Source organism: Lysinibacillus sp. UBA6686 (assembly GCF_002455205.1).
Taxonomy (GTDB): Bacteria; Bacillota; Bacilli; order Bacillales_A; family Planococcaceae; genus Lysinibacillus; species Lysinibacillus pakistanensis.
The window spans coordinates 43,166-57,061 of record NZ_DKJS01000014.1 but is presented as its reverse complement, the minus strand read 5'-3'; the positions used below and the strand labels follow the sequence as shown (position 1 = coordinate 57,061).

Here is a 13,896-nt window from a genome sequence, read left to right as displayed (position 1 = left end):
TGTAAGGCAGAAAATAAGGGAGGCAAAACGATGGTACTCACAAATCATCAACCCGAAGTAAACAAACAAATTGAACAGTTAAACAAAGATATTGAGCTATTTCCACAGGTTCACCCTGTAACACCTGATATGCATATCACGCATAAGGGTGTATCAAGGCTTGTCATGATCGATCGCTACTCGTTTAAAGATACGGAAAAGAAAACGCTAAAAGCTGGTGATTTTGTCGTATTAACAGTGAAGGCAGATCCAAAATTTCCTGCCCGTGGTTTAGGGACAATTCAGAAGTTGGACATGTCTGCAAAAACAGCAGATATTTTGATTGAGGAAGACTACCGTAGCGCTTTAGATAATCCAAAAGAGCAAGAAACAGGTGTGATTACGCGTTCAATTGACGTGTTAGAAAAGCCTCTTGAAATTTTTTATGAACAAATCGCAAAACGCAATGCAACAGGGCTTGCTGCTGTTGAAAAAACACCAGAGAAACGCCAAGAATGGTTTGAGAAGTTTTATGATCAGTTAGTATCATTAAAATTTATTCCAGCTGGACGAGTTATTTATGGAGCTGGTTCTGAAACAGATGTAACCTTCTTCAACTGTTACGTAATGCCATTTGTAGCAGATTCACGTGAAGGAATAAGTGATCACCGTAAGCAAGTAATGGAAATTATGAGCCGCGGTGGTGGTGTAGGGACAAATGGTTCGACATTACGTCCACGAAACACTTTAGCCCGTGGTGTAAATGGTAAATCATCTGGTTCTGTCTCATGGTTAGATGATATTGCGAAGCTGACTCATCTTGTCGAACAAGGTGGATCCCGTTAACCGATAACGGCGGGATTAAAATCTCGTGAATTGCTGGAACACCCTTAGAGCTTTTCTTGCTACAACGTAAGCTGCGAAGCTAAACGTGAATGCTTGAAAAAAGAAAAGATTGGGCAATCAGCAGCGAAGCATCTATGGAAACGTAGTTGAACGTTCAACGACTATTGAACCTTCCTAAACTTTGAACCACATCGGAGGTGGAAGCANNTAAATCGTATTGTACGGAGACGTCCTTACGAGGCGCGAGACAAGGAACGATTGATTAAAAGAATTATTGAGTTGCATGAAAATGGTATGAGCCAAGTGGATATTGCAAAAACACTTAACATAGGAAGAGGAACAATCCTTAGATGGAACAAAGAATTAGAGCTTTTTAAAGCGAGAAAGCCTGGTCAAGCGGGAAAGCTGAAAAATAAGAAGTATCATTACGATGAAAACTACTTTAAAAATATTGATACAGCAAATAAGGCTTATTTAGTAGGTTATATTACAGGTGATGGCACTATATATGACCGTGGTAAATCGAAACGTCTTGTTTTATCACTTGCTGAGCAAGACCAGCAACTGCTTGAAGATATCGCAAAAGAATTGTCTATGCAAGAAGCGATTAAATTTCGTAAAAAATATGCACCAAATGAACAAAACAAATACTCTTTAATAATTAATTCAACAGAAATGTGCAATGATTTAATGAGGTTGGGAATTAAACCTCGAAAAACAGGCTTTGAAAGTTGGATTGATTTTAAAAATGAGGATTTACAATGGACCTATTTAAGAGGTTTTTTTGATGCAGATGGCCATTTTTCCAAGCGTGGGAGAATAGGTTTTACGGGTAATCGCGAAATGCTTTTATCATTACTTCAATTTTTGCATAATCAACAACTGGCTTTAACGGTCCATAAAGTTTACCCAAAACAAGGATGCTTTGACTTATTTATTTATCGAAAAGATGATGTGTTAAAGATTATTCGTAAGTTATATGAACATGGTTCCATACAACTCAATAGAAAGTATGAAAAAATCAAATCCTTCTTTGATGATATAGTCTGATCTTATGTGAAAGCATAAGAATGTGGCAGAAATGACCACATCGTAAAAGTATCTTAAAATACTTTTTTGTAACAAAAAGCGTGGGGCACAAATGATTATGCTGGCAGATTGGCATCCTGATATTGTGGAATTTATTATTTCAAAAATGCAAAATCCACGTATCTTGAGATACCTAATCGAAAATACAACGGATGAAACAATCATTCGACTAGCTAAAGAAAAATTAAACTTTAAGCCTCTTTCTTTCCAAGAAGAAGCTATGTACCAAGGCATTGTCAACTATAAAAGTATCGAGGGATTAGGCGGTTTTGATACAGCAATTATCCGTGAAGCGGAAAATAAATTGCGTGATGGTGGTACGTATACTGTTCATAATCCAGAATTCTTAACAGGTGCAAATATTTCTGTTACATTAACAAAAGAATTTATGGAAGCTGTTGAAAATGATGCTGACTTCGAGCTTCGCTTCCCAGCAGTTGAAGAGTATTCGAAAGAAGAAATGAACGTTTATAACACGGAATGGCATAAAGTAGGTGATGTTCGTGAATGGGAGAAAATGGGCTATAAAGTACGCACATACCGCACAATTAAAGCAAAAGAATTGTGGAATTTAATTAATGTATGCGCAACATACTCTGCAGAGCCAGGTATTTTCTTCATCGACAACGCGAATGATATGACCAATGCGAAGGCATATGGTCAAAGCGTTGTAGCGACAAACCCGTGTGGGGAACAACCACTTGCACCATATTCTGTGTGTAACTTAGCGGCTGTGAATTTAGCACAGTTTGCGAATAAAGAAAATCAAACTGTGGATTATGAAGCACTACGTGAAACAGTTCGTGTAGGTGTTCGTATGCAGGATAATGTTATTGATGCCACACCTTACTTCTTAGAGGAAAACCGTGTACAAGCTCTTGGTGAGCGACGTGTAGGTTTAGGCGTTATGGGCTTAGCTGATTTACTTATTTATTGTGAGAAGGAATACGGTTCAGAAGCAGGTAATGAGCTAGTAGATGAAATCTTTAAAACAATTGCTGAAACGGCATATGAGGCTTCTACAGAGCTTGCTAAAGAACGTGGTAGCTTCCCATTCTTAGTAGGTGCTACAGACGAAGAAACAGCTCGTTTACGTAAAGCCTTCACAGAGACAGGCTTTATGCAGAAAATGCCTGCTCATATTAAGGAGCAAATCTTAGCGACTGGTATTCGTAACTCACATTTATTAACAGTTGCGCCAACTGGTTCAACAGGAACAATGGTAGGGGTAGCAACAGGTCTTGAGCCATACTTCTCATTCACTTACTACCGTTCTGGTCGTCTAGGTAAATTCATTGAAGTAAAAGCTGAAATTGTTCAAGAATATTTAGATCGTCACCCAGAAGTAAACGAGCAAGAGCTTCCTGAATGGTTTGTCACTGCAATGGAGCTAAAACCAGAAGCGCATGCTGATGTACAATGTATTATTCAAAAATGGATTGATTCATCCATCTCTAAAACAGTAAATGCACCAAAAGGCTATACAGTACAGCAAGTAGAAAAAGTATATGAGCGACTTTATAAAGGTGGCGCTAAAGGTGGTACGGTCTATGTGGATGGTAGCCGTGATTCACAAGTGCTTACACTAAAAGCTGAAGAAAATGATATGGATCAGCTATCATTCGAGGAAGAATTGGTAGAAGAACATACAAAACGTCCAGTCGTATTAGTAGATACAATCCAAGCGTTAGAATCTACAACGGTTATCGGCTCAGACGTAGGGAATACATGTCCAGTATGCCGTAAAGGAACAGTCGAAGAAATGGGTGGCTGTAATACATGTACAAACTGTGGTGCACAGTTAAAATGCGGTCTATAGATAATAAAAGGACCATCTGTTGTAGATTTGAAAGAAAGTCGTACCGTTTATAAAAAAGTTATACCGTTTTGCCCCTTTGGATAATAGTAATCTAAAGGGGTATTTTTATGTCAAAATGAACTAGAACATCTAAATTCGAAAAGTGGATTAAAGAAGGTCGTGGAAAACGCTTTTTATTTTATAAAAAGAAAAACTAAATAAAGAAGTGCATAAATAGGAAGTGCGGTTGTGGTTAAAATATACAATGACATTTCAGATTTAGAAAGTTTTCTTTTCCACTTAGTAAGTGTAAGTTTCCTACAATAAATCGCACTAGAAATAAAAATAATTATTAAAGCTAAATTCATTACGTTTTCTAAAAAGGTAATCATATAATCGGCTCCTTTATGGTTACTCAATCATTATCGTTTTGATATATTACATGAGTAATCGATAAAGAATCTCATATTTTAAGGATAGTAAAATATGAGATTCCTTGTAAATAGACAGCTGTTTTTTTATCCAGCTTTTTCAAGACCACATGTAGCTACAAATATTGCAATTGTAATAGGACTAACGGATATTTCTAAAATAAAGAGAAGGGTAGCAGCCTCTGACCAATAATTCCACCATCAATTAAGGCCTTTATTTCATTATATGCACCTGCACTGATTCCTAATGTTGAGTAATAATAAAGTTAAATTGAATTTAAATCTAAACCCACGAATTTTGATCAGTCTTTGTCAAAATACGTGGGTTTTTCTATTCTCGATTGTTAGGATTATTTGTATCTAATAAAAAAGTATTATCTTTTCTTATTAGGTATTTTGGGATTGAGAAACCCATCTGTCATACGGGAAGGGATTTTCAATTCAATTTCTATTTCCGAAAATGGATAATCAATAGACATACTAATAAGGTGTTTTATTGAAGATTAGATTACAGAAAAGGATCAAACTTTTTTATAAAAATTAAACAATACTTCACAAAGGACGAATCCATTTTGATCATTTTTTTTCAAAACAGGTTCTTTTTATTTAACGTAAGATGATAATTTGTGAGGTGTTTTTGATCAAACTTTATTTTAAATCAACAGTATTTGTGGCTTTGAAATAAAGTTGCGATGTTTATAAAAAAGACAGGATGTTTAAAACAAAGTCGCGATATTTATAAAAAAGTTGCGAAGTTATACCCCTTTAGATACGCTTAGACTAAAGGTTTTTTATAAAAAGTCATTATTTAGCAAACGAGCCATTTAATTACATAATAAACTTTGGAAATATGCTTTTATTTACGGAGATGTTATTAATGACCGCAGGGGGGAAATATGGAGTCAAAACTAATTATCATACGGGGAAACTCTGGAAGTGGAAAAACAACGACTGCGAAAAGTCTTCAAAATTATTTGGGAAATGGAACGCTATTGATTTCCCAGGATGTTGTGCGCCGTGAAATGTTGAAGGTCCAGGATAGAGAAGGGAATCTTTCCATTGATTTAATTCGCCAAATTGCGGAATACGGAAAAGATAAATGTGAATTTATTATTGTGGAAGGGATTTTATATAAAGAGCGTTACGGGGAAATGCTAAAAAACTTAATTCAGTTCTATGACCATGAGGCTTATGCTTTTTATTTTGATTTATCTTTTGAGGAGACAGTCTTACGACATAACTCTAGGAAAAAAAAGATGGAATTCGGAGAGGATTCTTTACGTGCCTGGTGGAATCCAAATGATTATCTTGGCGTAGTCGGAGAAATGAAATTGACTGGTGATATGTCACAAGATAGGGTATTGAAATTAATTTTAAATCAACTACCAGTACAAGTTGATTTGAAATATTAACTTGTTTGTTCAACTAAAGGGGCTTTTCTTTATAAGGAATGCGTCTTACTTCATCTAAAGGGCCAGAATATGGAGGAAACAGTAAGAGTAAGAATACTGATTAAAGATTATTTGTGAAGTGTTTCACTTAAACTAAGTGCTTTAGTTCAATAAGAATTTAGAAGGGAAAAATGAAACTTCATCGAATTATCTTTTATAAAAAACAAACATTAAGGGTGAAAAGGATGATGAAAGACAAAAAACGTTTCAAAAAGACAAATAATAGAGTAGTACATGGTAAGACACCAGAAGAACGTTTTAAGGAAATACGAGGAATGACAATAGAGGAATGGAACGAACAACAATTCAAAGCTAAAACTGGAATGACACCCGATGAATGGTATATTAATGAGGCGAAATCAACAACACCTTTTAATTTTATAAAAGAACGCTACGGTACTGTTACCGAGGATGATATAAAGCTTGTTAAGGATTTGCAACTAATGGGATTAAAAGATGACGTTATATATGTATTACTTGATTATGTAGCAATTGTAAGTAGAATCGGAATGGTTCACCTGTTGGTAAAAGAGATGGGAGAAAATTGGTTTAATGAAAAAATATTTACAATTGAAAAAGCGATTTCTTACGTTAGGGAACAACAGAAGAAATATATGTGATTACAATTAAAATGGAAAGTTTGTGAAACATTGTTCTTAAAAAAACGGGCGCGATTCTGTTATAAGGATCAGCGCTCTTTTTCATTAAAGGGCCAGATTGTTATAAAGGTTAGCATAAAAGCCCCCTTCTTTTTGAATAATAACATTCGAGGGGTGATGAATCATGTATTATTTAAGAGTTATTATTTACATTTGTTTTTTAGGAATATTGATACACGCTCAAATATCATTTGCTGAAACAGATGAGGAAGTACCCTTTTTAATTGACAATGGTAAATGTCCGAACGCGCAAAGTTTGGGACATGTCCGTTTAGATAAAGGTCTTATAAATGCATTGAATAAAATTATTCCTGAGGTTTATAAAGAAGATAATTATAAAGGTTGGAAAATAGAAACCATAGCACATCTTTCAAAAGCACCACATCCGGAAGCATATTATGCAATGGCGAAACATTATTGCGGGGAGGAAATAGCTAACAATTCTTGGTTTGTGGAAGTACTATTTCCACAGTATTTACCGGCATATGATGCATCTCACAGACAAATTTTTGTGACCAAAAACAAACAAGGGCAATGGTTTGCTTGGTTTAGATTTCATTAACCATTCCACAAACGTGCGCAATTGTGGAACAACAACAGATAGAAAATAATCAAACTATTTTATAAAAATTGCATAGCTCTTCAAAAAGAAAGAATCCGTTTTAATCAATCTTTTTTTAAAACGGATTCTTTTAATTTAACGTAAAATACGTGTTTGCAGGGTTCAAAGCTACAATAAAGTTATACTGTTTGTAAAAAAGATGTACCTTTTTAATAAAGTTGTATCAGTTTTACCGATTTGGATATAATTTCTGAACGAATGCAATTACACCAAGGTAAAATTGATATATCCCTATACAACAAACCACTCAAAAAAATGGGGTTCTGTTAGTGATATATACAAAAGCAACTAAATCATCGAAGCCAAAACATATGAGAAAACTTTGAGAATGGAATTATCAGTTGAAACAAGTAAAAAAATTGTTTATGCAAAAAACGAAATAAAATAATTGATATGGTTAGTCTAGGGAATTATTAAAGTAATACACCAGATAGCCTTTTTGTTTTTTTTAATCTAAAATATGATGGTTAATTACAGTTAATGGAGCAAAGAAGCCAATAGAAACATAGGGTTTCTTATCGTACAGGAAGTTGATTTTATAAACGAAGAGAGTCTACCATGAAAACAAATATAATCCATAATTTTATCTTAATAAAAAATTTTCAAGGTATTTTTCTATTTCTTCAATTGAATTTATAGTGAATTTTTTATCTTTATAACTTATAATGCCTTCATTTATGCACTGAGCTATGGAACGATTTAAGCTTCTAATTGGTGCACAGACCTCACTTGATAAAATTTGCTTTGTAAGGTTATCTAAATCACCGATTTTATAATGATTATGTATACTTAATAAAATACGATCTTTAACTGTTAGCAATGATAATTTTGCTGTAGCATCTGAACTTAAAGTTAATTTTGAGGCAAGTTGTTTAATTATATAAAAATTAAAATTAAAATCGATTTTCATCCATTCATAAACCTTTGTTTTATGGATAGCTATCGTTTCACAATTTTGTTTTGCAATAACACCGAGTGTTTTCATTTTTTCATTAAAAATTTCTATTTCCCCAAAACAACTATATGAATCATAAATATATAGGGAAAGCATGGCTCCCTCATAACTTTGTCTATACACTTCTGCCCTACCTGTAGTTAGAATATAAAGATAATTATTTTGTTCATGCGGGTGAATAATAAGGCTACCTTTCTCGTGTCTTCTATAAATAAATTCTTTCTTAATATGCGATGGTGCATTCTTCACAATATCTTTTAAATCCATATGTTCACCTTCTTTTCGCTTTTGGTCATTTGACCTATTTACATTATAGATTGAATTATATAATCAGGGCAAATAGGTATTGGAGGTATTATTATGAGGAAATTAATTATTGATACAGATACTGGCAGTGATGATGCTGTTGCGTTAATTATGGCTTTAAAATCAACTAATCTTAAAGTAGAAGCGATCACAACTGTTTGTGGCAATGTCCCAGTGGAATTGGCAACAAAAAATGCACTAATGACTATTGAAGTTGCTAATGGTCAAAAGCCACCTCTTTATGTTGGAGCAGGCAAACCACTTATGCGTGATTTAGTTACAGCTGTTAATGTTCATGGTGAAGACGGAATGGGAGATTGTCATTTAATTAATCCTACTCTTTTGCCAGAAACAAAGCATGCCGTAGATGCTATCCTTGAAATGATTGAAAATAACCCTGGTGAAATCGAAATTGTAACGATTGGGCCGGTTACAAATATTGCCCTTGCTATTTTAAAAGCGCCAGAGACAATGAAAAAGGTAAAGCATATTTACACAATGGGTACTTCTGGCTTTGGCCCTGGAAACACTACACCTGTTGCTGAATTTAATGTGTATGTAGATGCAGAGGCATATAGTATTATGCTCAACGCAGGTATACCTACTACCATCATTGGATTTGATGTCTGTTTAGGCGAAGCAGCTTTGACTAAGGACGATATGGATGTATTAGTATCAAGTGGAAAAGAAGAAGCTGTGTTCTCTGTTAAATGTAACCGTTCCTTGCTTGAATATAATTTACAAAGTAATAATGAACATATTGTTGATTTACCAGATGCCGTGGCAATGGGTGTTGTATTATGGGATGATATCGTTCTTGAAGACAAGTTATGTTACTGCTATGTGTGTACGATAGAAGCTGCTGCCTATGGTCAAGTGATAGTAAACGATGGTAGTAAACTTTCCATTTCTGATGGATTTGCAGGGAATACTCCTAATGCAAAAGTTTGTAAGACCATTGACAATCAGTTATTCAAAAAACGTCTATTAGAATTATTGGTAAGTTAACATTTTGGGGTGATTAAAAAAGTAGTATATTTGGAATTTACCTATTTCAATTATCGGGTGCAATTCTTGTCAATATTAAACCCACTCATTTTGACTAATCTTTTTTTCAAAATGAGTGGGTTTCTTCTATTTTAGCTATTTCATTCATCTTCTTTTTCATTTACATCGAGTAAAAGTATACTTACGATATACTGATTATCTTGAATCCATTGATTATAAATTCCACCATGCTCTTCTACAATTCTTTTCACATTTTTAATGCCTATTCCCTCGAATCGTCTATTCTTTCGAGTTTGAAGCTCCGCAGTATCAAATACATTTGAAATTTCTATAAGTAGGTTATTATCAAGTTGTTTGATAAGAAGTGAAATCTCTTTTTCTTTAGAATTAGATAAACGTAAGACTGCGTTTATAGAATTATCTATTAAATTTCCAAGCACAACTGCAAAAATATCAGTATCTAATTTCATCTTTTCAGAAAAGAAAGATTTAACGTTTAAAGTTATTCCATTTCTTTCAGCAATAGATTTTTTTTCATTCAGAAGATAATTTAGCACATAGTTATTTGTAAAATAATAATCAATGTGTTCGATTGTCTGTATCGAATTTTGAAGATATTTTTCAGCTCCAGCAGTATCTCCCTGACTTAACATACCCAATAGAACTACGTATTGATTTTTTAAGTCATGCTTCATTGAATATAGTTTTGATTGTGAATCCTTTAGTTGTTTGAAAAATTTCAATTCTGATTCAAACACTTTTTTTTGCGTTTTAGTTTTTTCAAGCTTTTCATAATAATTTCCGAGGGTTATATAAAGATATAGTATGCATAAATTCATATAAATAATAAAAGTAGCAATCAATATAAAAATAAAATTAGGTTGATTAATAATATGAATTTCAGATATTACAGCAGTGCTTAACACACAAATCGATATGATTGGTATAGAAATTAGTGTCATTAGGAGAAAAACATTTATAGGTCTCTTTAATTTACGCTTTTGAGGAAAGATAATTTTAAAAACAGATACAGCCATTAGTTTTAAAATTATAGCCATACCTCCTCCTACAGCCATAAAGAGAAAATTTGAATTATAACTTTCTAATCGTGATACCACTCTCGTAATAAAAAACGAAACGAAATCACAGATTAAAAACATAAATAGTAAATAAATTACCAAAAGGAACTCTTTTCTCAAATCTATCTGAGTCCTCTTTACGATAACTAAAAACAATAAAGCAGTGAAGATCATATTGATAAGTATATAAGGAAAATTATTGAAGTTGAATAATGTAACGATCGTGTCTTTCATTATATAAAGTCTCTTAACTTCATCAGTATTTGTTTTCTGGCACTATCTATAAATTTTCGACTTATTGGTATTTCAACAGTTTGATTATCATTTAAATTGGCAGTAATTGTATTATTGCTAATTTGTTTTACATATCTAACATTAACAATAAACGAGTTGTGGACCTGCACAAAATTATCATTAATTTTGGATAAAAGGGCTTTTGTTTGAAGAATCGTTTCATATATATCAGAGGGTGTGTGAATAAGTACTTTCCTTTTATTTTTTTCAAAGTAAATAATTTCACTAAAAGAAAGACTGTAAAAAACTTTGTTAAATGTAAACCTAAATTTTGAATCATCTAAATCTAAATATTTAATAGCTCGATTCAAGGTAGGATATAGTTTGTCTTTTGTAACTGGTTTTAAAATGTAATCAAAAGTGTTAACCTTAAAAGCCTTTTCCATATATTCTTTGAAATTTGTAATAAAGATAATTGGACAATTATAATTATTCTTTCTAATGGTCTCGGCAATCTCTATTCCCGATAGATTTGGAAACTCAAAATCTAAAATAAACAAATCATATGTATTTTCTTTAAGTAATTCAATTAAACGAAAAGGATTGTAGAATATATCGATATCAAATAACGAGGAGTCATATTCTAACATTAAATCTTCGATAGCCTTTGCAATAACTGGAACATCATCACAAATAGCAACTTTTACTACCATCGTTTCACTCCTAAATTCTTATTATATTTGTCCTAGACAGTAACCAGAGACATTCTGAAAATGCTTGTTATTTTTATAGTTTACCACTTCTACCATTCTACAACCATCTTCCATAATTAGTTTAGTTAGACAGTATTATTAGAAAAGATCCTATTCTCTATCATTAGACTAGAATAGAAATAATGTCAACAATTACATATAACTTGCAGTTTGTTACACAAAAGAAAAATAGCTTAAAAATAGATTATTATTTAAACATATTTTTAGTTATCTGAAACCATTAACGATGTTTAGTTCCTATTTGTTAAATTTAGAAACTGAAATTCTGTTAATCAATACTAATTTCAAAGGAGATATTTATATTGACGAATACTACAAACAATATTGTTATATCACAATTATGTAAGCGACATGGAGAAAAAGATATTTTAAAAAATGTGTCATTTGAAGCGAAAGAAGGGAGAATCACAGCCTTCCTTGGACCAAATGGTGCAGGAAAAAGCTCCACACTTCGTATTTTGTTAGGGCTTGATCGTTCAACAGGAACGGCAACTTTTGGTGGAAGTAACTATGTAACATTTAATACTCCATTGAAAGTGGTAGGAGCAGCATTTGACGGTATAGGTGGTACGCCTTCTAGAAGGGTAAAAACCCATCTGAAAATCATAGCACAAAGTAACAACATTTCTTTCCGTCGTGTGTCCGAAGTATTGAAAATAGTCGGTTTATCAGAAAAAAGCACAGCTAGGCTGGGAACTTTATCATTGGGTGAAGGGCAACGTCTTGGACTGGCAGTAGCACTTTTGGGAGACCCTCAATATATTGTTCTTGATGAACCAACCAATGGACTTGATCCAACAGGAATTCGCTGGTTTAGAAAATTTATTCGTCAGCAATCAGACATGGGAAAGACGATTTTGTTGTCATCACATCTTCTTTCCGAAGTGGAAGCTGTGGCAGACGATGTAGTTATTATTAATCACGGAAAAGTAATAGCAACTGGTGAACTTCAGCATGTTATGAAAAATCTAGAATCATTGGAGGATGTGTTCTTTTCTCTTACAGAAGGAGGTGAAGCAAAAGATGACGACTTTTTCTAGGACCATACGATTTGAACTAATAAAGATTTGTTCAAGTAGAGTATGGTGGGTAATTTGTGCTTTAGTTGTCGTTATTCAACCATTACTTGCACTTATCTCTGCAAAAAGCTTCGCCGAGTTGGGTTTAGACGCGACACCAGAAACTCACCCGCAATTAGTGGAAGCGTTACCGCCTTTGGATTATTTTGGATTTGATATAGTGCCATTTGGGTTATTACTGATGGTTGTCTTTGGAGGAATTATAGGGGCAAGTGAATATAAACATCATACACTACGTACAACCTTACTAAGTCAAAGTAGTCGTATAAAGGTTTTTTGTGCGAAAGTACTCGCACTTTTAATATGCAGTACATTTATATCATTTTTAGCGATTACTGCTACAATTTCTTTCACGCATTTTAGTTTGGGGGAACAAGGATTACATCCATTTTATTTAAGTACAATAGCTTGGCAGTTTATTGGTTTTTCAGTGCTGGATTGGATTTTACTAACCATACTTTCTTTTGGGATCGGGATGCTCTTTAGAAATGCTATTATACCTTTAGCTTTTTTGGTTCCTCAGATTTATAATCTTGGAAATTATTTAGCGCAAAGATGGGAATGGGGGGAGTATCTCCCTGTGGCAGCAGGTAATCTTCTCTTTGCAACACCAACATACCCTTTAAAACATGATCCATTAAACGGAGGCATGGTACTGCTCATATGGGTAATATTAACTTTAATCACATCTTATTTCGCTTTTATTCGTAATGATGTAGGAGGGAAATATTGATGTACACCGCGTTACGTAGTGAGAAAACTAAATTTTTTTCTTTTGGTTGGTGTATTTTAGGTGTAATCGGAGCTATTATCGTTCCCTTACTTTTCTTATTAACATCCGATACCCCGAAGGCAGGGAGTGAGAAGGAGATACTTTCTCTGTGCTTGCAAGCTCTCTATTTAGGTCACCCAGGAATTATTGTTGCCAGTGCGGGGTGTTTTGGACAAGAATATTCGCACTCTGCTTTAAGAACAACACTTCTCACACAACCATCTAGATTAACATTATTTTGCGTGAAATTTGTGAATATTACCACAATTGTAGTGTTTACAGGAATAGTTTCAATTGTACTTAGTTTACTTGTTCTTTTTTTTCAACATGATATGGAATGGACAGGTACTTTAGTCATACGGTTACTTGGAAGTATTTCTCTCCCCATACTTAGTTGGATTCAATTAGCTTGGATTACCTCTGCTTTATCGATTATCACAAAATCGCTTATAGCACCAATCGCTATCATGTTACCGCTTATTTTGGGACTTAGCCAAATGTTTTTTGCAATTTCTCAGTTGGCAAAATTTTTACCTACTCTTGCTACATTGAATCTTTTTTCAATACCTGAAGTAAATACCTTATTGGATAAATGGTCGGGGCTAGCGGTTCAATTTTCTTGGGTAGTATTATTATTAACCATTTCTGCTTGGGTGTTTTTATATCGTAATGTTCGTTAATTTAATATAGTCTTGATTCTATTAATAAAGTGCAATTATACTGAAAATTTTGTTGCAAATTCTTCAGTATAATTACGTAATTTGTTTCATGTTAAGATGAGGGGATATTTTAAGCTTAAACAACACATATGTACA

The 13,896-nt window shown here is 33.5% G+C and carries 11 protein-coding genes and 2 pseudogenes; 10 read left to right on the top strand and 3 right to left on the bottom strand.

Annotation, left to right across the window (positions count from 1 at the left end):
• Nucleotides 1–30: 30 nt before the first annotated feature.
• The 6 genes and pseudogenes from B2R82_RS04045 to B2R82_RS04020 form a co-directional block, all read left to right on the top strand.
• Nucleotides 31–822: pseudogene (locus tag B2R82_RS04045) on the top strand (ribonucleotide reductase N-terminal alpha domain-containing protein); the annotation flags it as partial.
• 261 nt (nucleotides 823–1,083) lie between these two features.
• Complete coding sequence (locus tag B2R82_RS04040; RefSeq protein WP_286923643.1) at nucleotides 1,084–1,875, top strand: LAGLIDADG family homing endonuclease; 792 nt, start codon at nucleotides 1,084–1,086, stop codon at nucleotides 1,873–1,875.
• 76 nt (nucleotides 1,876–1,951) lie between these two features.
• A pseudogene (locus tag B2R82_RS04035) lies at nucleotides 1,952–3,733 on the top strand (vitamin B12-dependent ribonucleotide reductase); the annotation flags it as partial.
• Nucleotides 3,734–5,039: 1,306 nt separating this feature from the next.
• Nucleotides 5,040–5,555: a kinase gene (locus B2R82_RS04030; RefSeq protein WP_286923642.1), complete on the top strand. Its 516-nt coding sequence runs from the start codon at nucleotides 5,040–5,042 to the stop codon at nucleotides 5,553–5,555.
• A gap of 224 nt (nucleotides 5,556–5,779) precedes the next feature.
• Entirely contained in the window at nucleotides 5,780–6,214 is a 435-nt protein-coding gene (locus B2R82_RS04025; RefSeq protein WP_286923641.1) for a DnaD domain protein, read from the top strand.
• A 163-nt stretch (nucleotides 6,215–6,377) separates the two neighbouring features.
• Nucleotides 6,378–6,815 carry a hypothetical protein gene (locus tag B2R82_RS04020; protein ID WP_286923640.1) on the top strand — a complete coding sequence of 146 codons (438 nt, stop codon included), beginning with the start codon at nucleotides 6,378–6,380 and terminating at the stop codon, nucleotides 6,813–6,815.
• Nucleotides 6,816–7,458: 643 nt separating this feature from the next.
• On the opposite strand, the gene B2R82_RS04015 is transcribed toward B2R82_RS04020, so the two are convergent.
• Nucleotides 7,459–8,097 (bottom strand): Crp/Fnr family transcriptional regulator, encoded by a 639-nt coding sequence (locus tag B2R82_RS04015; protein ID WP_286923639.1) that lies wholly within the window; start codon nucleotides 8,095–8,097, stop codon nucleotides 7,459–7,461.
• A 93-nt stretch (nucleotides 8,098–8,190) separates the two neighbouring features.
• Here B2R82_RS04015 and B2R82_RS04010 point away from each other — a divergent pair, with 93 nt between their 5' ends.
• On the top strand, nucleotides 8,191–9,144 hold the full coding sequence (locus tag B2R82_RS04010; RefSeq protein WP_286923638.1) for a nucleoside hydrolase: 954 nt from the start codon (nucleotides 8,191–8,193) through the stop codon (nucleotides 9,142–9,144).
• Nucleotides 9,145–9,284: 140 nt separating this feature from the next.
• On the opposite strand, the gene B2R82_RS04005 is transcribed toward B2R82_RS04010, so the two are convergent.
• Together B2R82_RS04005 and B2R82_RS04000 are read right to left on the bottom strand one after the other, a co-directional pair.
• Nucleotides 9,285–10,202, bottom strand: a complete 918-nt coding sequence (locus B2R82_RS04005; protein WP_286923637.1) for a sensor histidine kinase — start codon at nucleotides 10,200–10,202, stop codon at nucleotides 9,285–9,287.
• 254 nt (nucleotides 10,203–10,456) lie between these two features.
• Nucleotides 10,457–11,170 (bottom strand): LytR/AlgR family response regulator transcription factor, encoded by a 714-nt coding sequence (locus B2R82_RS04000; protein WP_286923636.1) that lies wholly within the window; start codon nucleotides 11,168–11,170, stop codon nucleotides 10,457–10,459.
• A 362-nt stretch (nucleotides 11,171–11,532) separates the two neighbouring features.
• Here B2R82_RS04000 and B2R82_RS03995 point away from each other — a divergent pair, with 362 nt between their 5' ends.
• Genes B2R82_RS03995 through B2R82_RS03985 form a run of 3 tightly spaced genes read left to right on the top strand, consistent with a single transcriptional unit; the run spans nucleotide 11,533 to nucleotide 13,761 of the window.
• The gene (locus B2R82_RS03995; RefSeq protein WP_286923635.1) at nucleotides 11,533–12,270 is read left to right on the top strand and encodes an ABC transporter ATP-binding protein; all 738 of its coding nucleotides are present in this window, start codon (nucleotides 11,533–11,535) and stop codon (nucleotides 12,268–12,270) included.
• The gene (locus tag B2R82_RS03990) at nucleotides 12,254–13,042 is read left to right on the top strand and encodes an ABC transporter permease (RefSeq protein ID WP_286923634.1); all 789 of its coding nucleotides are present in this window, start codon (nucleotides 12,254–12,256) and stop codon (nucleotides 13,040–13,042) included. Before B2R82_RS03995 ends, B2R82_RS03990 begins: the two co-directional genes overlap by 17 nt.
• Complete coding sequence (locus B2R82_RS03985; protein WP_286923633.1) at nucleotides 13,042–13,761, top strand: ABC transporter permease; 720 nt, start codon at nucleotides 13,042–13,044, stop codon at nucleotides 13,759–13,761. Before B2R82_RS03990 ends, B2R82_RS03985 begins: the two co-directional genes overlap by 1 nt.
• Nucleotides 13,762–13,896 lie beyond the last annotated feature (135 nt).